At 30.1% G+C, this 19,468-nt stretch carries 25 protein-coding genes and 1 pseudogene; 15 read left to right on the forward strand and 11 right to left on the reverse strand.

The window, feature by feature from the left end:
- Positions 1–484: 484 nt before the first annotated feature.
- The 4 genes from J6569_RS05925 (at position 485) to J6569_RS05940 (ending at position 3,391) form a co-directional block, all read left to right on the forward strand.
- Positions 485–805, forward strand: coding sequence for a hypothetical protein (locus J6569_RS05925; RefSeq protein ID WP_034915866.1), 321 nt, complete (start codon positions 485–487; stop codon positions 803–805).
- A gap of 580 nt (positions 806–1,385) precedes the next feature.
- Positions 1,386–1,799, forward strand: a complete 414-nt coding sequence (locus J6569_RS05930) for a hypothetical protein (RefSeq protein WP_034915862.1) — start codon at positions 1,386–1,388, stop codon at positions 1,797–1,799.
- A gap of 214 nt (positions 1,800–2,013) precedes the next feature.
- Positions 2,014–2,394 carry a DUF805 domain-containing protein gene (locus J6569_RS05935; protein WP_051634362.1) on the forward strand — a complete coding sequence of 127 codons (381 nt, stop codon included), beginning with the start codon at positions 2,014–2,016 and terminating at the stop codon, positions 2,392–2,394.
- Positions 2,395–2,953: 559 nt separating this feature from the next.
- Positions 2,954–3,391, forward strand: a complete 438-nt coding sequence (locus J6569_RS05940) for a hypothetical protein (protein WP_296318028.1) — start codon at positions 2,954–2,956, stop codon at positions 3,389–3,391.
- Positions 3,392–3,632: 241 nt separating this feature from the next.
- Here the strand turns inward: J6569_RS05940 and J6569_RS05945 are convergent, their stop codons facing one another.
- Together J6569_RS05945 and J6569_RS05950 are read right to left on the reverse strand one after the other, a co-directional pair.
- Entirely contained in the window at positions 3,633–4,214 is a 582-nt protein-coding gene (locus J6569_RS05945) for a hypothetical protein (protein WP_296318029.1), read from the reverse strand.
- 129 nt (positions 4,215–4,343) lie between these two features.
- Entirely contained in the window at positions 4,344–4,973 is a 630-nt protein-coding gene (locus tag J6569_RS05950) for a TetR/AcrR family transcriptional regulator (RefSeq protein WP_065589788.1), read from the reverse strand.
- A 178-nt stretch (positions 4,974–5,151) separates the two neighbouring features.
- On the opposite strand from J6569_RS05950, the gene J6569_RS05955 reads away from it, so the two are divergent.
- The 6 genes from J6569_RS05955 to J6569_RS05980 all read left to right on the forward strand — a co-directional run bounded on the left by J6569_RS05955 (position 5,152) and on the right by J6569_RS05980 (position 10,062).
- On the forward strand, positions 5,152–6,360 hold the full coding sequence (locus J6569_RS05955; RefSeq protein ID WP_085164729.1) for a Tm-1-like ATP-binding domain-containing protein: 1,209 nt from the start codon (positions 5,152–5,154) through the stop codon (positions 6,358–6,360).
- 16 nt (positions 6,361–6,376) lie between these two features.
- Complete coding sequence (locus tag J6569_RS05960) at positions 6,377–7,207, forward strand: phosphoenolpyruvate hydrolase family protein (RefSeq protein ID WP_085164731.1); 831 nt, start codon at positions 6,377–6,379, stop codon at positions 7,205–7,207.
- 403 nt (positions 7,208–7,610) lie between these two features.
- A complete protein-coding gene (locus tag J6569_RS05965) occupies positions 7,611–8,348 on the forward strand; it encodes a hypothetical protein (RefSeq protein WP_296318030.1) in 738 nt (245 codons plus the stop codon).
- Between the two features lie 445 nt (positions 8,349–8,793).
- Positions 8,794–9,303, forward strand: coding sequence for a hypothetical protein (locus tag J6569_RS05970; protein ID WP_296302540.1), 510 nt, complete (start codon positions 8,794–8,796; stop codon positions 9,301–9,303).
- 63 nt (positions 9,304–9,366) lie between these two features.
- On the forward strand, positions 9,367–9,768 hold the full coding sequence (locus tag J6569_RS05975) for a hypothetical protein (protein WP_296318031.1): 402 nt from the start codon (positions 9,367–9,369) through the stop codon (positions 9,766–9,768).
- Positions 9,769–9,777: 9 nt separating this feature from the next.
- Positions 9,778–10,062, forward strand: coding sequence for a hypothetical protein (locus tag J6569_RS05980; RefSeq protein ID WP_065589784.1), 285 nt, complete (start codon positions 9,778–9,780; stop codon positions 10,060–10,062).
- Positions 10,063–10,201: 139 nt separating this feature from the next.
- Here the strand turns inward: J6569_RS05980 and J6569_RS05985 are convergent, their stop codons facing one another.
- Together J6569_RS05985 and J6569_RS05990 are read right to left on the reverse strand one after the other, a co-directional pair.
- Positions 10,202–11,092, reverse strand: coding sequence for a DUF4261 domain-containing protein (locus J6569_RS05985; protein ID WP_085164739.1), 891 nt, complete (start codon positions 11,090–11,092; stop codon positions 10,202–10,204).
- A 92-nt stretch (positions 11,093–11,184) separates the two neighbouring features.
- A complete protein-coding gene (locus J6569_RS05990) occupies positions 11,185–12,066 on the reverse strand; it encodes a DUF4261 domain-containing protein (protein WP_296301383.1) in 882 nt (293 codons plus the stop codon).
- Between the two features lie 178 nt (positions 12,067–12,244).
- Between J6569_RS05990 and J6569_RS11265 the strand changes: the two are divergent.
- From J6569_RS11265 to J6569_RS06010, 5 genes and pseudogenes are all read left to right on the forward strand, one after another.
- Positions 12,245–12,625 (forward strand): annotated as a pseudogene (locus J6569_RS11265) (DoxX family protein).
- Between the two features lie 202 nt (positions 12,626–12,827).
- A complete protein-coding gene (locus J6569_RS05995) occupies positions 12,828–12,995 on the forward strand; it encodes a hypothetical protein (protein WP_296318032.1) in 168 nt (55 codons plus the stop codon).
- 215 nt (positions 12,996–13,210) lie between these two features.
- The gene (locus J6569_RS06000; RefSeq protein ID WP_065589780.1) at positions 13,211–13,567 is read left to right on the forward strand and encodes a hypothetical protein; all 357 of its coding nucleotides are present in this window, start codon (positions 13,211–13,213) and stop codon (positions 13,565–13,567) included.
- Positions 13,568–13,582: 15 nt separating this feature from the next.
- Complete coding sequence (locus J6569_RS06005) at positions 13,583–13,810, forward strand: hypothetical protein (RefSeq protein WP_065589828.1); 228 nt, start codon at positions 13,583–13,585, stop codon at positions 13,808–13,810.
- 222 nt (positions 13,811–14,032) lie between these two features.
- Entirely contained in the window at positions 14,033–14,365 is a 333-nt protein-coding gene (locus J6569_RS06010) for a hypothetical protein (protein WP_085164743.1), read from the forward strand.
- 18 nt (positions 14,366–14,383) lie between these two features.
- On the opposite strand, the gene J6569_RS06015 is transcribed toward J6569_RS06010, so the two are convergent.
- From J6569_RS06015 to J6569_RS06045, 7 genes are all read right to left on the reverse strand, one after another.
- Positions 14,384–15,001 carry a hypothetical protein gene (locus tag J6569_RS06015; RefSeq protein WP_174795983.1) on the reverse strand — a complete coding sequence of 206 codons (618 nt, stop codon included), beginning with the start codon at positions 14,999–15,001 and terminating at the stop codon, positions 14,384–14,386.
- A gap of 174 nt (positions 15,002–15,175) precedes the next feature.
- Positions 15,176–15,535: a hypothetical protein gene (locus J6569_RS06020; protein WP_296318033.1), complete on the reverse strand. Its 360-nt coding sequence runs from the start codon at positions 15,533–15,535 to the stop codon at positions 15,176–15,178.
- A 172-nt stretch (positions 15,536–15,707) separates the two neighbouring features.
- A complete protein-coding gene (locus J6569_RS06025; protein ID WP_296318034.1) occupies positions 15,708–16,829 on the reverse strand; it encodes a hypothetical protein in 1,122 nt (373 codons plus the stop codon).
- Between the two features lie 63 nt (positions 16,830–16,892).
- The gene (locus J6569_RS06030; RefSeq protein WP_296318035.1) at positions 16,893–17,285 is read right to left on the reverse strand and encodes a DUF2750 domain-containing protein; all 393 of its coding nucleotides are present in this window, start codon (positions 17,283–17,285) and stop codon (positions 16,893–16,895) included.
- 272 nt (positions 17,286–17,557) lie between these two features.
- Positions 17,558–18,439, reverse strand: coding sequence for a hypothetical protein (locus J6569_RS06035; protein ID WP_296318036.1), 882 nt, complete (start codon positions 18,437–18,439; stop codon positions 17,558–17,560).
- A gap of 126 nt (positions 18,440–18,565) precedes the next feature.
- Positions 18,566–18,877: a hypothetical protein gene (locus tag J6569_RS06040; protein WP_296302544.1), complete on the reverse strand. Its 312-nt coding sequence runs from the start codon at positions 18,875–18,877 to the stop codon at positions 18,566–18,568.
- 40 nt (positions 18,878–18,917) lie between these two features.
- Positions 18,918–19,403 (reverse strand): hypothetical protein, encoded by a 486-nt coding sequence (locus J6569_RS06045; RefSeq protein ID WP_174798159.1) that lies wholly within the window; start codon positions 19,401–19,403, stop codon positions 18,918–18,920.
- Between the last annotated feature and the right edge of the window lie 65 nt (positions 19,404–19,468).

Here is a 19,468-nt window from a genome sequence, read left to right on the forward strand (position 1 = left end):
TGTTCGTCTTTTGCGTTTAATCTTATTCATATTTGTTCCTTTTTTAGTTGTGATAAGTTTACCTTACCCCTTAAAAAAGTTGTATGAATTAGTGTAGCCGATCCAGTTCGAGGTGGAGTACGCTTTTTACGCTTTATTTGAAAATTAAGTTTTAACTCACAATACACCCAATAAACACGTTTGCAACTCTATTTATAGCGAGCTTTCCGATACAATAAAAAATTTCGGCCCCCCAGCGTAAATGTTTTTCAGCTATATCACTTAATATCAAAATAATCATTGAATCATCCAATAATTTAGTTGGATAATAGTAAGTACAACGACTTAATACCACAATAGCGCGACTGATAGTAATTGATTTACAAGGATAATTATGGGACATTTTATCTTTAGAAAAATCTAAGATATATTCAATTTTGATGGTACACTTAATGAATAATAAAAAAATCCACAGTAGCAAAAAGAAAGAACCCGAATTGTTGAAATGAACTTACATATAAAAAATAAAATGTTACAAAATAAAGATGATTCAATTAAAGATACTTTTTGCTATTTATTATTTGAGATAGGTTTTTTTCATGCCAATCTAATTGAAATTACAATAAAAAATGCAGAAGAATATCTATATCTAGTTAAAAATGATATTGATATAAAAAACCTTTTAATTTGGATTTGTCAATGTGTAGACCAATGTTTCATTTCTCACCATGATAAGGATGATTATTATACTATAAAAAACTATTCTTCTGAAATTGAAAGCAAATGGAATAATGGCTGGAAACCAAGAATACAATCATTAATTTAAAAATTATAAAATATCAAAAAGTTACATCATAATTTAGTAATTTACATTACTACTCTTATTCCAACTAAAACAACTGTCCAGAAAAACTGACCGATGCTAATAGAGAAATACTGTCAGAATGTAGCTATCAGCTTTGAAGTAAGCACATTAAGGAAATTGGACACGAATCCATAGAGCAACACCTCAGATATTAGGGACAATATTTAGACAAATAAACTGGCTTACATTACAATAATTTCAGATACAATGATCTGGAAATAGAACGCTTTATTCTGGCAAACCTGATTAGATTATTAGCTGGCTTGAATCTGTGTGCACCTAATGAATTTTAATTAGGTCTTGGTCTATTGTTGGGGAATTGTAATAAATCATAGATAATTAGAAGTAAAATATGCAGTGAACTAAATGCAAAAAGGCTCTTGTAACTGTACAAAATAAAACAGGTACAAAGGAACGTATCATTAGGATGATTTTAGTTGGAATGCGAAAATTGGAGCTCAGAATTCTAATGGCATGCATTTGCAGATTTATACTTATAGCGATCCTATGGCGGTGAAATTATTAGGATATTTTATTAATTATGAATAAGAGAAAATACAATAATCCTTACCATCCATTTCCCTATGAAATGAAAGGTCAATTCTTTGAAAGATTGGAAGAAAATAAAACTCGTTTTATTGAGATTTATTCTATTGAATATGAGAAACCTGAGGAAGAAGATGACGAATGGGAATTTTCCTTGTATTCACTTTATATAGATCAACTTATAAGACCAATAATAGATGAGAAAGAAGTGTTTTTTTTATATAAGCTGCGTACATATTATGCAGACCCCACATTAACGGATAATAATAGTGCATTCAATCAATCAATAACTTCATTTGAACAATATGTTTTTTCTAATTTCGATGAGTTATTAGAATATGTTGAACAACGGTGGAGAATAGGATTAAGTGATTTTGTTCCAATTAATGAAACACATATACCTTATTGATAAATAAATTGATAATACCTATAAGTAATACAAACTAATTATAAATAACAATATTATCAAAACCAAAAAATAATAGTGGCAGGCATTTAATTGATGAAAATCAATTTTATTAAATTATTCTAGCTATTTCTATTACATTATCAATATAAAATATTTGAGATAACGTTTAATTTATTATATATTTACAAATATTTTAATAAATAAGGAGTATTAAGTGTTGAGTAAAGCAATTAATTCATGGCTTGATGGCTATAGAAAAATGTTTCGTTATAAAGGCCGTTCAACTCGTAGTGAGTTTGGATTTTTTATTCTTATTCAATGTATATTAGTATGGTTCTCTTTTGTACTGCTATTCAGTATGGACAAAATATTACCAAGTACTATATTAGGAATTTGTGTAATGTTAATTTTTATCGTTACTTTTCTTACAATATTGTCTTACAATGTTAGACGATTACATGATATAGGTACAAGCGGTCTGTGGTGTTTTGTTTATCTTCTCTGTCCAGGAGCTATAATAGGTGCATCTTTAATAATAAAACCAACTTCAGGAGAAAACCAATACGGACCTAACCCAAGAATATTGTCAAATTAGTAAAATACTCCTTCACTCCGCATGGTGAAGGGAGTACAGTTTTCCCTATATTCAGCTCTTTGTTCTTAACTATTTTATCTACCCCCTCTTATTCTCAGTTTTAACATAACTTTCAACTAACATTTTAATGATTATAAATATCCTATTTTTAGTACAAAACTAACGTAGATAATGATATTGTTTATTTTCGTGTTTTATATTCAATAAATGCCATATTTAATACATCTTCCTAAAAATGAGCCCAGTCACAGTGACTTAGAAAACCAATATTACAGTGCCGGTTTCAAACAGTGATTGTTACAATATGGACTAAGGCAAAGTATGAGTCGAAGATGAAGCTGCTTTGATAATGCGGTTGTTGAAAACTTTTTCATATACTCACCCCCATATTATTCATGATTGTTACTATAAAAACAGGAAGCTGACTAACAAAGCACTATTTGAATATATTGAAATCTATTATAATTATATACATCATCAAGGTGGGCTCTGTCTAATATTTTGGTGAGAATCTAATTAATTGAATTGGTTAAATTTTTAAAAATACTGGAGAAAATAAATGGATTTAACTTATTTTCTTAGGACTGGGATATATTTGGGATTAAAAGTAGAATTACCAGAGAAAGAAATATATTCTATTTTTCAAAAAAAAGATTTGGGTAAAAAATATTATTTTGATAAATTTAAAAAAAGTGAAGGTTTTTCTTATTTTTACGATTCACTGGAAATAATGGTTGTTAATTCCAAGATATATTCAATAGGATTTGATTTAGCTCGTCATCCAGTTACTTTATTGAATAATATAATCATATATTCTGAAACAAGTTTTGAACTTATTATGAAATATCTTGATATTGCTGATATAAATTGGTCTTTTGAAAAACAATATTGTTATAGTCGCGAATTAACAATCAAAACCGAAGGAAATGTTTTAATTGGTTGTGTATATGATAAAGGCAATTATTGGCTATCAAAATTCAAAACATTCAAAAAGTAAAAGGGGATTTTCTACTTTTTGACTGTACTATTTAAGGGAATAGTTACAATTGCAAAGATGAGTTAATAGACAAAGCAGAAGAAATTGGTGTCTATGATTAATGCCGACAAGTTAAGGGATTTATTAATATTTATAATACAGGTAATCCCATAGATCGATTTTGGGGAAAACGCCTAATAATATTTTAAAGGATCATTTCAACCATGGAGAGTAAACTTGCCGATGTTTTTCTACAGACTTTTTAGCAAGGACCAATTAAGCAACCAACCATCGCCATAGGAATAAAAATTGGAAATATAATCAAACCAATCATATCGCCCTGGATGTCAATATCTGATTCTTTTTCATGATTTGATTTAACAAATACAGTAATTGATTCTGGTAATAAATATTGATCAGATAATGTATTGGATTGCTTATAGAAGTTTCCTTTGGTTTTAAATAGAACTTGATAATAACCATCTCTCAAAATCGATTTTGATTTATATTTCGCTAATAATTTTTTATTGTTTAAGGCTTTTAGCTCAGGAATAAAATTACTATATTGAGCAACAATTTCATCACTTAAATTTTCTTGACAAAATGTAATTGATACACTTTCAATATCATCTTTATTTTCAGCTAAAAAATCATGGTAGCTTTTAAGTTCTAGTATGGCTTCGGGACTAGTAAATTGATATGAGTATTCCTTTGATTCAGCAATAATCCCTACACTTTTTTCAACTTTTAATTTTATAATTGTGTCATTACTAGGCAAAATTTGCGTTTGCTTATTTGCACAACCACAAAGACAAAAAATAAAGATAAAAACAAGTTTTTTCATTAGGTCCTACTTCAAATATTTAGATAAGGATGAATCATTATTTTATGTTATCCCATTTTCTGTAAACTTATTGATTTTTTTAATATACAAGAATAAGTAAAATTAAAGAATAGACTTTTTGAGCTCCAATCAAATTTTCGATGCTTCTTGTTTGGCTTGATGAATGATGGCTTTAGCTATCCATTGCGATAGTGATATTACATTTTGATCATCAAGTCCCCAGATATCCTTGAGTACCATAAATATTTCAGAACCGTAAATAATTGAAATAGCATAAACTACTTTATCATAAAGCTCATTTGGTAGTTCAGCTTTGAGTGGGGATAATATTGTTGTAAGAGTTTCTTTACGATTACCTCGTACCAATTTTTCGGTTTGTGGTGATAATGATGACCGTTCTGTTGCCCACTGTTGTAATGAAACCCTTAATGCTGCACGTAGCGCCCCTTCATGCTTTAGCATTTGAGGAAAAGCAAAAGCTAAAAAATCATTAATACGTTCTTCTGCATTTTGTTTTTTTGATTGCCAACTAAAAATAGGTTCTAATGAACTTTCTACCACAGCTGTAATTAGAGCACTTTGTGTTGGAAAATAGCGGTATGCTGTTGCTCTAGATATACCCGATTTATCAGCAAGTTCAGTTATGGTAAGCTCACAGCCTTGTTCTAATGCTTCTAATGCAATATTAATTAAACGCTCATAAGTCCGTTTTTTTACGCCAACATATGTTGGGTGCGATACTAAAGTTTTCTGAGTCATTAGGAATATATTTAATTTATCGTAATTTTAAATATGATACTGCATTTTAATAAATTAGTTAAAATTTATCATTTCCTAAAAAATGAGACTTAAATCTCATTTCTGATATATAATGTATGACAATTAATCACCCTTTTGTTACAAATATTTACCTAATTAACTCATTTAGGAGTAATAAATGGCATCAACTAGTACAATTTATTTGGTTACTACATTAGACACCAAAGGGCAAGAAATCGTTTATATTAAAAATATTCTTGATTTAAAAAATCTCAACTGCAAAATTATTGATGTTTCTACACAATCTCATCAATTTAATCATTTAGCAACTATCACAGCAGAAACCGTCGCTAGTTACCATCCAGATGGTAAACAGGCTGTTTTTTGTGGCGATAGAGGTAAAGCAATTGTTGCAATGGCCGAAGCTTTCAAATTGTTTCTGATGACTCAAAACGATGTAGAAGCCATACTAGGTTTAGGTGGTTCGGGAGGAACTGCATTAATTACTCCAGCCATGCAATCATTAGCTGTAGGAATTCCTAAACTAATGGTATCAACAATGGCATCTGGTGATATTTCTGGTTATATCGGTGCAAGTGATATTGCAATGATGTATTCAGTTACTGATATTGCTGGAATTAATGTCATATCTAGGAAAGTTTTAACCAATGCAGCTAATTTTATTGCTGGCTCAATTCTATTTAAAACCCAAGATACGATTGAAGATAAGCCTGCAATTGGTTTAACTATGTTTGGTGTCACAACTAAATGTGTTCAATCTGTATCAACTAAATTAAACGGGCAATATGATTGTTTGGTTTTTCATGCAACAGGCAGTGGTGGCAAAGCAATGGAAAAACTAGCTGATAGCCATTTATTGCACGGTGTGCTTGATATTACAACAACGGAAGTATGTGATTATTTATTTGGCGGTGTTTTAGCCTGCGATGAAGATCGTTTTGGTGCCATTGCAAGAAGCCAAGTACCTTATATTGGATCGTGTGGTGCACTTGATATGGTAAATTTTGCAAGCCCTGATACTATTCCTCAAAAATATCAAGATCGCCTATTTTATCCACATAATCCACAAGTGACATTAATGCGAACAACGCCAGAAGAAAATCAAAAAATGGCTAATTGGATAGCAAATAAACTTAATCAATGCCAAGGTTATGTCACTTTTATTATTCCTGAAGGTGGTTTTTCTGCTTTAGATATTGAAGGTGGTGCTTTTTGGTCACCAAAAGCAAATCAAGCATTTATTGATGAATTTGAAAAAACCTTTATCCAAACTCAAAAAAGAAAGTTAATAAAAACCCCTTATCATATAAACTCACCGCAGTTTTGTGATCTTATCATCAATGAATTTACAAAAATAATGAAATAAATATTTGGAGAATATTATGGGTAGTCAACGCACTCAATTGTTAAAAAAATTCCACGACATGATAGCTAAAGGTCAACCAATTATTGGTGGTGGAGCTGGTACAGGATTATCAGCAAAATGTGAAGAAGCTGGTGGTATCGATCTTATTGTTATCTATAATTCAGGGCGTTACCGTATGGCAGGTAGAGGTTCATTAGCAGGATTACTTGCTTATGGCAATGCTAACGAAATTGTAATGGATATGGCTAAAGAAGTATTACCAGTAGTTAAAAATACGCCAGTACTAGCGGGTGTAAATGGCACAGATCCATTTTGTCAATTTGACCAATTTTTAGATAAATTAAAAGAAACGGGATTTGCTGGCGTGCAAAACTTTCCAACTGTTGGACTCATTGATGGCAACTTCAGAGCAAACCTAGAAGAAACAGGAATGGGATACGCTTTAGAAGTCGAAATGATTCGCAAAGCACATGAAAAAGATCTACTTACAACACCTTATGTATTTAGTGAACAAAATGCGATCGATATGGCTAAAGCGGGTGCAGATATTTTAGTACCTCATATGGGACTAACGACGGGGGGGAGTATTGGTGCAGAAACAGCATTAAAACTAGCTGACTGTGTGCTACTAATCAATCAATGGGCAAAAGCGGCTAAAGCAATTCGCCCAGACATTATTATTTTATGTCATGGTGGTCCTATTGCTACCCCTGAAGATGCTGAATATATTTTAAAAAATTGCCCTGAATGTAATGGATTTTATGGAGCAAGTTCAATGGAACGTTTACCAACAGAAATTGCACTAAAACAAACGACAGAAAGATTTAAATCAATTCAACGACACTAACAATAATATAAGCAATAACAGCGCAACTAATGTATCGCGCTGTTATTTTTTTAAGAGAAGTGAAATTCGTTAAACTTTATTCTGATTGAAACATTATATTATTAATATCTACGCATATTTGTTATATGGCAATTTAAATTTAACAGAAACCCTAATCCCATGTAAAAATATGCATAAAAGCTTTAACAAATAAGTAAATAGCAAAACCACCAACCACTTTCAAAATTATCTTCGATTTGAAATAATTGTTTAATAATACTATTTAGATAATAAAAAATGAGATTAGTCTAACAATTCCTTCTCAAAAAGATTAAAATTGATAAATATTATTGATAAACTGGCAAATATTTTTACCAGTTTAGGCTTAAATTAATCGCAAAGTAATAGTACTAAGCAGGAACAGATGAACACTCCCCCAAAATGGTTAAGGTTGTTAATTGATGAGAATTGCTCATTTGAACGACTATTAGCCAAACTTACGAAAGCCTTTAACTGTACATTTACTTATAAAAATGATAGTGGTATTGCTAAAGCTAAGTTAGATGATTTTACTATAATAATTCATGACAAAATTGATCGTACTTTTGACATCGTCCTTAATCCATCTTATATTCTTACATTCATGATTACAGAGGATAAATCTCCTAATTACCACGTTGAAAAGCATATTCAAACAACCTTAACCAATCATAGTATTATCTATCAACACTCACAAACCAAAGATCATGCCTATCCCATTGAACTTCCTTTTTGGCAAGCGCCCAACGATGACATTGTCATAAAATCCAAAGGCGATGCTTTAACCGCCTATTGTAAAATATGGTATAAACCTGCCAAGTATTCTAAATTTACGGGTATATTTCAGTTTTCTAATGTTTGGGCAATGCGTTTTGAGCGAAACAAACAGTGTGCTTATTACAGTCATTGTGATAGCGATGATGTTAATTCTTGTTATTGGGTTGTTCCTGAATCATCATGGCTTGAGCAATTAGTCAATGAACGACAAACTCATTTCCCTAATTGGCAACAATATGATCGCGGTGACTATTGGCATTACATTATTCAAAGTGATTCATTCTACGTAGAAATCATCGCTAAACAGATCAAAATATCAAAAAAGCAATTAAAAGGTATTTTTTAAGATAAAATGGCAATATATAAAGGTCAAATCATAACTTGATATTCAATATACTATGAATCATCTAAATTTTTTTATAAACAACTTTATAAAGAAAGATAAAAAACAACGATATCACTTTCTCATTAATGGAAAGTGGCAGAAATTTGCCAATAATATCAAATATCTTGATAAACATTTGAATCACCATTGTGTAAGAATCGATAACAATGCTTTTGAAAAATTTGCTCAAATTATAAAACACTATACCATTAAATCAGGATATTATTATGATGCCTATACCAATGGGATGGAAATATCAACCCATTGTCTAGATAATATTCATGATGATAGCCTACTTATCTGCCCTGATAACAATATTGCATTTTATTTTCATCATGATAATTGGATATGGTTTTGCCAAATAAAACCTTAAGCAGCATTATAGATAAAACAGGTAACCCAAAATATGCACTCATTCAATGATATAAATCAACTTTTAATCGACTGCATTAATCTACAGGATAATTTATTAAATAAACTCTATTTATTAGCTAATCAGCCTAAAGCCGTTGAATTAATTAAAACACATTTAACCCAAAAGTTTGATCCCTTGTTATTACACTTGATCAAACAATTTCCAGAAGCAATCAAAATAAGCTTATTACCTGAAATTATCAACATTATGCAATATTTAGATGGCAATACAAAATTATGCCAAGAAATTATTTTAAGTATCAATACACAGTGGCTAGAAAAACATCTTTGGAATTATATTATACCTATTTTAGGGCAACAGAATTATGAAACATTTGGTATATTGATGTATTTATTCAATTCATTTAGCCAGAAGTTATCAAAAAAATTGGCTATTTTAGCTTTACAAAGTGACGATAAAGATGTGCAAGAAATCGGTGAGTTTTATTTATCAAATAATAGATGCCTTTTGGATGATGCTCGAAGTAGCTTGATATGCTGATTACAACAGAATCGTTAAAATCATTTTTTAAGTTAATTGTACAAAGTAATAAAAGGATTAATCATGCAGGTTTTTTTTGATAGATTAATGCTTGGTGAACTAAAGGATGTAATGATCGCTGGCTATATTGATTATGCTACCCTACCGATTTTTCACCCATTTTATGACAGATTATATTTTATTATTGATGAAGTTATTTTTGAGTTATATCTCAGTGAAGCAGGTATTATACAATATAATGAATTAACAGAAATTAAAGCATGGTTTACTTTAGATGATGATGACCATTTTTCATTGATGTCAATTTATTCACAATTATTCAAAACTGAGCAGGCTGTAATTATCACCGATATAACATACTCATCAATACCCTTCTCCTCAATGAGTATAAGTTACGTCAATGGTCAAGACTGCGGTAATTTACTTTTTGACCCAAATCATTTTTTTGGTTTTACATTTTTATAAAGGTTATAAATGTTAGATATTATTGATTTTATTGAATCATCATATAAAGATAATTCAGAGTTAAAACACAAACTAGAATTAGTCAAAAAATTAATTACCTACTTGTCTGAACATGATATTGACAGAACTGTTGGTGAGATTATACCTATCTTGGGCTGTAATACAGGTTATAGTGAATATCGAATCATTAATGACTGTGAATCGGATAACCCTTCACTGTGGTCTGAGTACCAATATAATGGCGAAAAGGTAAGGCTGAATTCTGGCGATATTGTACTCACAATGAAAAAATAAATTTTTGCTAATGGGTTAGCACTATCAATAAGTAAATTAAGCAATAAATTAAGTGATAAAATGAATATAAAAAAATAAACGCACTATTTAAAAATAGACGTTTATTTTATTAGATTAATTTTGCTGGCAAGTTAAGTATTTATGCAGTTGCATTATTGCTATTTATTTCAACCACCAAAACATGACCTTGATCTTTCAAAAAGTATTCATCATCTTGTGGAGCGCGTAATGACATCATTTTATCATCACCCACCTCCATGGTATCGCCTGGCCTCATTGTTGCACCGCTATCACGCAAATACTGTAGGATATTGCCAAACATTTCAAAATAATATTCCCCCTCATCATGGCTATTGGCTAATACAGCAAAATCAGGCAAGCCAAAAATATCCGCACCATAAGTACGCATCCATACCCCTTTAACACCCTCTACCTCATATTTCACAAATCCACAAAAGAACGAGGGTAAGCAATAGCGTAAACTATCAATTCCATCTTTATCTGTAACCAATTTGCGAATAGTATTTATCGGTAGCGAAGTATGTCCATTTCCGTTAATCACAGCTAAAGCATTAAACTCCTCCAAACCAGCTGCTAAACGGGTTAAAGCAAGGTATTGCTCAAGTACATCTTGCTCATACCCAACATAATATAAAATTAAATGGCTATCATTATTGCGAATTTGCGCTTTGATATCCTGATTATAATGTGCAGGTGCAATACAAGTTTCTAATACCTCTGCAGGATATGGAGCATTGATACCGAATAGCTTAATCACGTGTTTTCCCCAACCAACTAAGATATAGCATCCATCATCTAACTGCCCCAATGGCTGTTGGCATTGGATATCTTTCATAGAAGAATCTATATTACGTAATTTATTTAATAAATTATTTTCATCAAAACAAAATTGTCCTTTAAAAACGACTCCTAATGCTAACGGTTCTTTAATCTCTGGATTTTCAACCAGATTCCCGCTTGCTTGTTGTTGCTGTGTTTTTTTGCCAAATAGGCGTGAAAAAATATTCATTTACTATTCCTTAATATTAAGTTTTTCTAAAATCTATTATTATCAATAAGGATACTAACCATTATATTAATAAATCTGATTTATACTAAAGATTACTCAACAAAGTATTCCATCACCAATACCGTTCCACCATTTTGTAAAAAAGATTCTTGTACCAATGGATTACGCAATAACATTTTTTTGCCCTCAGTATCTTCAGTAGTATGACCTGCACGTATCATTGCCCCACTATCCCGCAAAGAAAGCAATAAATTATTGAACATGTTCATATATTTTTCTCCATCTTCATAACTATTAGCTAATATAGCAAAATCAGGAAAACCAAAAGCATCGGCACCATAAGTACGCATCCATATGCCATCAAAATGGTCAACATTAAATTCCTCAAATCCAATAAAAAATAAAGGTAAACAATTACGTAACAAATACACGCCTTTTTGTTCGGTTGCCAGTGCACTGGCAACATGAGTTGCTAAAATTTGATGAGATTTTGCATTAATAAGAGCGCACATATCACTATGTTCAAATCCAACAGCAAACTGTGTTAGAGCAACATATTGTTCAACTAAATCCTCTTCAAAGCCAACATAGTACAACATTATATGGCTTTGATGATGATAAACTTGTTGTCTAAAATCTTGCCTTTTTTGACTACTTTCAATACAAGGTTCTAAAATTTCGGCAGAACAAGGAGAATTAAAGCCAACGATTTTAATAATGTGCTTACCAAAGACTGCATGTATATCAGCTCCATCAGCTATTTGCTCAATTGATGATTGCAAACGAATATTTTTCATTGATGAATCAATTTTGCGTAATGTTTTTAATAATTTATGTTGATTAAAAGAGAGTTTGCCATTGAATAGAACGATCAAAGATAAAGGATTTTCAATAGAAGAATTTGGCACAAAGATGTCATCTGATTGCTGGATTTCATTATCACCACGCCTAAACAAGCGAGCAAATAACCCCATTTTATATTCCTTATTAAATTCATCTTCTATTACCTAAATAGCACAAGCCTAATTAGGTACTGTTTTGTATACATTATATTTATATTGTAGAGTATTTAAAATACCAAACGATCAATTTTTTAACAAACATATCTTGGATGATTTTTAAGCTCATCGACTAAAACATCGATTAAACAACATTGCATCACTTTTATTACGTATAGCATTAGGTATTATGTTTTTGGCGCATGGGTTAACTAAAATTCTTGTTTTAATCCCCTCTGATACAGCTCAATACTTTGAATCTATTTGATTTCCAGGATTTGTTGGTTATTTAACAATTGCTTTTGAAATTGCTGGTGGCGCTTTATTACTTTTAGGAATTCTAACTCGTATAATCAGCTTACTCACTGTTATTCAGATGATTGTTATAAGTTTTATTCATTCAACAAATGGTTGATCATTTAGCAATACAGGTGGAGGTTGGGAATATCCTGCTTTTATGGCTTTGAGTGCATTTAGTCTTGTATTATTGGGGACTGTAAAATTAGCGTATTACCTCAAAGATATCATTCATTAACAAAATAATATGATCCTTCTATTGAATTGAACTCTCTAAACAATAACTTCCAGTACAAATAAAAAATATAGAAATTTCTCGTATTGTTTACAGTAATTTGAGAAAATATTATAAACAATACAAGCAGTTCCCATAAATTATTGTTTATAACATTTTTATTATTAGCATGAAAAATACAAAGAAGAATTACAGGTGAAATAGTATGAAAGAATATAGTTGGGTTTGGGTTTTTAAGAGAGACAATATTTCAATGGTATCTGCGGTATTTTCGTCCCTTGAAAAAGCAGATAACTGGGTAAAGCTTAACAAATTAACAGGCGTTTTGACTAAAATGCCGATAGATATTGGTGGTTATGATTGGTGGTTATGATTGGTGTATACAAAATAATGCACAAATGCTTGAGCACTATCATTACCAAGAAGGTATTAGATAAAGTTATATTAAATTGTTAGGTTTGTTTAAACTCACTTTATTAGTAATAGCAAAATTTTATAAATACTATAATTGACATAAATCTTACCAAGAAAAATGATATTTAAGAAAATCAGAATATTAATAATATGATAAATAATGAAATAAAATTCTTGGCAACAAATATTAACTGTTATACCGAAGATCAAGTATTAATTATTGGTATCAGCAACGATCTAATATTTCCCAACAATTACTTAATATTATCTAGATTTGATGAAGATGAAGGTGATGTAGATGAATCAATAGGTATTCAAACTCATCTAACCGAAATCGAAGTAGCTAAAGCAGTTAAAAGTATCGTTTTGAAAAAAAATACACTTACCATAGAGATAAATAAACATAAAACCGAGCAAATACAGGCTAAAAAAATTATTATTGAATTTAATGAACTAGATAACACGTTGTTAATTAAATATATTAACGATATTTTCTCAGATAGTTCAGCAACTGTAATTATTAATGTATAAAAGAAGAAAAATAACATGCTTTATCAACAAGAATTTATAGCTTGTATCACACAAAAAATATCTGAAAAACAAGACCTGTTAGACATTAGAAAATCACTTGTTTATTTTAAAAACAAAGGCATGTCCAAAAATTGTATGTATGTGTGCTTGCAAAACTTAACATATCCTAATAGTGAAGATATTATTTTAGAATTAATGGATTTTGTAACAGGTTTTTGTCATTCTGATTTGGCTGTATACTAACATCAAAAAGAATAGATGTAGCAATTATCAAGATATAAGTATTTACATCAAATCACCCACATTGCATAAAATGATACAAGTGCGTATGTAAATGTAATAAGCTATTCTTCTTCTGATTTAAATAAAGAAATATTTTCTATGAATCGGTTTATTAGAATTCGGAGACAGAATCAACCTTACCCTTTAAATAACAAATTCACAAAATCTAGGATGGGATCCTTAATGAAATTTATTTATAGAAATGATAAAACAAAATCGCTTCATTGGGAATTTTGTGAGAAAAATAAAGCTCCTTTTATAGAGTTAAGTATTATTAATCATAAATTCACTAATATCTTTTATGATATAAGCAATTATCATATCTCTTTAGAAGAAATTTCTGATGATATAAAAAAATTATATTTAGCTTACATCGAATTTTGTATGCTTTCCGATCCTATAATTGAAGATTCGTATAACCAATACTATTTTTTTAATTTAATCGTAAAAAGTGAGCATGCTAATTTTTTAGCAGAAAAATTATATGATTATCTTTTATTTAGATTAAGCAATTAAGTTAGAATATTTCCACTATTAATCAGGTTTAATTAAATAGTAGTCAAAACAGTTAGGGCAATATTTTTCTAGCCAATTTTTGGCTCTTGCACTAATAAAACAGCCTAGTATTTCAATTCCCATAAAAAAATCAGAATCATCAAGTTCGTTGCCAACAAAAGTAATATATTCCGAAGGGTTTTGCATATCGATAAGTTTATTTTTGTTTAAATGAATTTGGCTTTCTATACTAGACAAGTAATAATCTGGCATATCCTGATTTAATTTTACATCATTAATGCCATCAAAAATTAAATCCACTGGTTCATATAGATCATCTAAATAATCAGTTATATCTTTATTCACATCCCATTTTGTCCAATCAAGATTAATAATTTTCTTTTTTTCTATTTCATACAAAAATTTAATGCCTTTTAATGAGGAATTTTCGATTAGTTCCTTTATTTCTTTTGTAAAAATAAAGTTATTACTTGAAAAATAAGCTTTTGGAGTAAAAGGTCCGGTACGTTCGATAGCAATAGACTGCTTATTTTCATCCCAAGGTGTTAACCCTGTCCAAAGTATATCGCCCCAGTCGCCCCAAGGGGCGGTTTTATTTTCAATTAAGAATAGGAAGCGCTGATCTTTTGATTTCATGATTATGTACCTTTACATTGATACCCAAATAAACGTGTTATGACACTAGAAATAACAGCCTATATTCCATAGATCACTTAAGCTTTTTGTCAGACAATTAATTTATTTTTTTATCAATGCTTATAGCATTACAAAAACGGTTGCATAGTTATTACATGCGCAGCTATATTTTTGTTAAAACATGGTCAAGCAAAAATCACTATCTATGAAACGATACTCTAGCCAGTTGCCAGATTTTTTACTGTATCCTTGTAATATAAAATTATTCTCTTCAAGCGATATTTTCTGAATATATTCAAAAAACTCTAATTCATGTTTGAATAACGTTTTCTGTTCAAAGCGATTATTCAAATGATTAACGATAAAAACATTTGCTTCAAAAAATGACCAATTAAAAATCGATAAACAAACATTAGTTATGTGTTGTTTTGTCTCTAATTGGTAAACTGATGCAAAATATATCTTAATTTTATGAGAAAATATTTTAGTATCCAAGATATTGCAATCAGCTGTTTCTATATGTTGTATATTCATTTTTTAGCAGCTTAGTTTGTTTTAAACAATAGATTGCTTTAAATCAACAATATTATCGTAAATATCTAAAGCGCTTATTACCTAATCATATAGAAGAATGTGATTGGTATAATATTACTTTATCTGGCGATATCATTGAGTCAATTAAGAAGATTTGCTTTTTTAACTTATCTTAATTTACTCTCAGTGACGGTTTATTAAGCTTTATAGTTAACTCTTTGATACATTCATTCGCCATTTTTTTATATTGTATCGCATTTTCTTCAGAATAGTTTTCATCCACCATTTTTTCAAAATCTGCAAGTGTACCAAAAAAGTTCGTTGCTTGAATTGCAAATGCTCCATTAGCCCAACAAGCAAAAATAGTTTGTGAGTCATCTTCGCCAGTTTTACGATAAGCTATATTCTGTATTTGAGCTATATCCAAATGTATGCCACGACCAACAGATAAGTTTTCGGGTAATGATGTGATTTTGGTTGACTGTATATTTAAATGTTCACCAACAAATAAATTTTTAGGCAATGCTTGAATTTCTGTATTCGCTAGACTTAAATACCCGCCTACAGATAAATGTTCTGGTAATGTTTGGATTTTTGTATTTCTTAAATTTAAATAACCACTAACAGAAAATTTTTCGGGTAGTTGTTTGATGTTTGTATTTCTTAAATCTAAATCACCACCGACTGTTAAGCCTTCAGGTAATGATTGAATATTTGTATAGGCTAAATCTAGATCGCCACCAACAAATAAGTTTTCAGATAATTTGTTGATCTGACTATTGATTAAATATAAATCCCCACCAACTGATAAATTTCTTGGTAGTATTTCAATTTCTGAATTTTCTAGATTTAAATTACCACCAATAGATAGGTTATCAGGTAATTCTTTGAGCTCAGAAAAGACAAGATCTAAATCGCCACCAATTGATAAATTTTCTGGTAATGATTGAATGTCTGTATTTCCTAGATATAAATCACCACCAATAGATAGATTGTTAGGCAGTTCTTTGATATGTGTAAACGATAAATATAAACTGCCACCAACAGATAAATTGTCGGGTAATAGTTGAATTGCTGAATCTGTTAAATCTAAATCACCACTAACAGAAAAATTTTTAGGTAGTGCTGCAATTTTTGTATAAGCTAAAACCAAATCGCCGTTAATCAATAAATTATCGGGTAATACACAAATTCCTTTTTTTGTTAAATTTAAATTATTATTAACTATGATTTTATTATCGTTAATACAGTATTTTACGCCTTTTTTGTTTAATAACTCCAAAAACTTTTCCATTATATCTCGCATAAATAATAAAGGTTGTGATAATTTTATTTTTATCCTGATATCAATATAAAATTACATATAATTACTACATTCGTGTTCTAAATCAAGCAGTAAACTTTCAGCATCAACAACTGGAGTATTAGATAGCCCCGGAACTGAGAAAATACCTACTTGAGTCCCTTTTGATGATAATTTAGGCAGCAATTCATCCATTATATAATCAAGAGATAATGCTTTTGGTTTGTAATTTTCCCAACCATCTATAGCACAATTTGCAGCATATTCACGAGCTGGCCATAATATAAGAACTTCACTATTGTCACCATTTATGCCACTCAAGGCAAAACCATCATAATCCAAAACCCAAGCTTTTTCGTTATCAACAATTCTTTTTATAGAATAAATGTATCTCTCTTTGCTACCTTTATTTGACATAGCTTCGATTTCTTTGGCTGATACTTTCATAATTAGTCCTCATATTTTTTGCTACGTTTGGCAAGCATAGATAATAATAATTATCATGTCAATGTTGAAAATTTGTATAAATTAGAGTATTGAAATACAGTATATTGATATCCGTGCTTTTTTATAACCTGTTAAATTTTAAAATAAAATGAAAGCGTAATTTGAAATGACTGTCCACTAAAATGAGGACAGTTCACATTATTTAGTAATATTCGGCATTGTAGTCATTTTGCCGATCTTATTGGACTAATCAAGGTAGATTGTTTTTTATCTTAATTTACTATCGGTAACGGTTTATTAAGCTTTGTACTCAGCTCTTTGATACATTCATTCGCCATTTTTTTGTATTTTATCGCATTTTCTTCAGAATAGTTTTCATCAACCATTTTTTCAAAATCGGCAAGTGTACCAAAAAATTCCATTGCTTGGATTGCAAATGCGCCATTAACCCAACAAGCAAAAATAATTTGCGAGTTATCTTCGCTAGTTTTACGATAAGCTATATTCTGTATTTGATCTATATCCAAATATATGCCACGACCAACAGATAAAGTTTCGGGTAATTCTTGAATTTCTGTCGATTCGATGTTTAAGTGACCATCAACGGATAAGTATTCAGGTAACCTAGTCATTTTGGTAAATTTCAAATCCAAATCACCTTTAATAGAAAAGTGTTCTGGTAATGCTTCTATTTCAGTAAATCCTAAGTATAAATTCCCACCAACTGATAAGTTTTCGGGTAGCATTTTGATGTTTGTCACTGTTAAATTGAGATCACCTTGGACAGATAGGTTTTCTGGTAGTGCTGTTATGTTTGTTTTTGCTAAATTTAGACTACCACTAATCGAAAAATTCTTAGGTAATGCTTTGATTTCCGTATTTGTTAAATATAAATAGCCACCAATAAGTATATTTTCAGGTAATTTTTTGATTTCTGTATTTGTTAAATCTAAATCACCACTAACAGAAAAATTTTTAGGTAGTGCTTCAATTCTTGTATAAGTTAAAATCAAATTCCCGTTAACAAACAAGTTTTCAGGTAATGCTTTAATTCCTTTATTTCTTAGATTTAAATTACCATCAACTGTGATCTTATTGTCTTCAATGAGGTATTTTATACCTTGTTTATTTAGTAATTCTAAAAATTTTTTCATAATTTCTCTTTAGCGATAAAAACTGTTTTAAATAGACTGCATTAATGCGGTTAACAACGGTAAATTTTACTACTACAGATTTTTGCTTAAAAACGGAAAGACCTTTTTTGACCTTCCCATTTTGGATTAATCCAAAAAATCATCATTTTCAAGGTAATAAATAATAGCATCTAATAAATCTTTTTTTGTAGCATTAGGATGATGTTCAAGTTTATTATCGATAATGGCTTGAAATGTCGGATATTCTAACCATGCATCATATTTATCAGGTGAATCATCCATTTCATCAAATTCATCTTCCGTCTCTGCAATGTAATAATTGGCATTTTTAATGCAATTGATCTCATTTATAAATTCAGGTTCTACAAAAAAAGACCAAGGTTCATTCAAATTTTTATAAATACGGAACAAATTATCAATTCCTCTTATAGTTTTCATTCATAATCTCCAATTATTATTTACAATAAATTGTATCTGGCTATTTTCTGCCATCATCACAACCATCGTCTTTATTTATTTCATTATTCCACTCTAAACTGACTTGCTCATCATAGCATGGTGGAATTTCTTTATCTAGAACAGGTAAATATTCGCCGTTTATTATATTATATGCATGTTTTCTATAAGGATACTTAGATATTATATTTTTAATATCATCATACAAATTTTCTTTTTTTAACCAGACGTTACCACATTCACCACACCCAAAAAATGGAGGGATATCTTCAATATAAGATACTATACCCGTACATGTTTCTTTAGGGCATCTTAACCCATTAACAACAGGGATTTGTTTATTGTCTAGGTTAGTTAACCGCATTGGATTAAAAGCATAACTCATAAAACAATAAGGGCACTGTATCATAATGAATTTCATGTTTTTTTCACGAGAAACTAAGATGAATCGGTCTTGCTCCTCTGATGCTATAAATGCTTTATTACAATTATCGCAGAATAAATTCATACCGACCTCTTTTAATTAGTACCAAATAAGGGATATTCTTTTAGGATACTTGTGTAAATCTTTAT

Origin of the sequence: Gilliamella sp. (assembly GCF_024104075.1) — a bacterium.
GTDB lineage: Bacteria > Pseudomonadota > Gammaproteobacteria > Enterobacterales > Orbaceae > Gilliamella > Gilliamella bombi.

Coding starts and splice junctions, on each gene's coding strand:
- J6569_RS05945 (WP_296318029.1), bottom strand. CDS start 4,214: ATGAAAAAACTTGTTTTTATCTTTATTTTTTGTCTTTGTGGTTGTGCA.
- J6569_RS05930 (WP_034915862.1), top strand. CDS start 1,386: ATGAATAAGAGAAAATACAATAATCCTTACCATCCATTTCCCTATGAA.
- J6569_RS05950 (WP_065589788.1), bottom strand. CDS start 4,973: ATGACTCAGAAAACTTTAGTATCGCACCCAACATATGTTGGCGTAAAA.
- J6569_RS05980 (WP_065589784.1), top strand. CDS start 9,778: ATGTTAGATATTATTGATTTTATTGAATCATCATATAAAGATAATTCA.
- J6569_RS05990 (WP_296301383.1), bottom strand. CDS start 12,066: ATGGGGTTATTTGCTCGCTTGTTTAGGCGTGGTGATAATGAAATCCAG.
- J6569_RS06025 (WP_296318034.1), bottom strand. CDS start 16,829: ATGGAAAAGTTTTTGGAGTTATTAAACAAAAAAGGCGTAAAATACTGT.
- J6569_RS06020 (WP_296318033.1), bottom strand. CDS start 15,535: ATGAATATACAACATATAGAAACAGCTGATTGCAATATCTTGGATACT.
- J6569_RS06035 (WP_296318036.1), bottom strand. CDS start 18,439: ATGAAAAAATTTTTAGAATTACTAAATAAACAAGGTATAAAATACCTC.
- J6569_RS06040 (WP_296302544.1), bottom strand. CDS start 18,877: ATGAAAACTATAAGAGGAATTGATAATTTGTTCCGTATTTATAAAAAT.
- J6569_RS05970 (WP_296302540.1), top strand. CDS start 8,794: ATGCACTCATTCAATGATATAAATCAACTTTTAATCGACTGCATTAAT.
- J6569_RS06030 (WP_296318035.1), bottom strand. CDS start 17,285: ATGAAAGTATCAGCCAAAGAAATCGAAGCTATGTCAAATAAAGGTAGC.
- J6569_RS05940 (WP_296318028.1), top strand. CDS start 2,954: ATGGATTTAACTTATTTTCTTAGGACTGGGATATATTTGGGATTAAAA.
- J6569_RS05975 (WP_296318031.1), top strand. CDS start 9,367: ATGCAGGTTTTTTTTGATAGATTAATGCTTGGTGAACTAAAGGATGTA.
- J6569_RS06010 (WP_085164743.1), top strand. CDS start 14,033: ATGAAATTTATTTATAGAAATGATAAAACAAAATCGCTTCATTGGGAA.
- J6569_RS05995 (WP_296318032.1), top strand. CDS start 12,828: ATGAAAGAATATAGTTGGGTTTGGGTTTTTAAGAGAGACAATATTTCA.
- J6569_RS05960 (WP_085164731.1), top strand. CDS start 6,377: ATGGGTAGTCAACGCACTCAATTGTTAAAAAAATTCCACGACATGATA.
- J6569_RS05985 (WP_085164739.1), bottom strand. CDS start 11,092: ATGAATATTTTTTCACGCCTATTTGGCAAAAAAACACAGCAACAACAA.
- J6569_RS05955 (WP_085164729.1), top strand. CDS start 5,152: ATGGCATCAACTAGTACAATTTATTTGGTTACTACATTAGACACCAAA.
- J6569_RS06045 (WP_174798159.1), bottom strand. CDS start 19,403: ATGAATTTATTCTGCGATAATTGTAATAAAGCATTTATAGCATCAGAG.
- J6569_RS05965 (WP_296318030.1), top strand. CDS start 7,611: ATGAACACTCCCCCAAAATGGTTAAGGTTGTTAATTGATGAGAATTGC.
- J6569_RS06005 (WP_065589828.1), top strand. CDS start 13,583: ATGCTTTATCAACAAGAATTTATAGCTTGTATCACACAAAAAATATCT.
- J6569_RS06015 (WP_174795983.1), bottom strand. CDS start 15,001: ATGAAATCAAAAGATCAGCGCTTCCTATTCTTAATTGAAAATAAAACC.
- J6569_RS05925 (WP_034915866.1), top strand. CDS start 485: ATGAACTTACATATAAAAAATAAAATGTTACAAAATAAAGATGATTCA.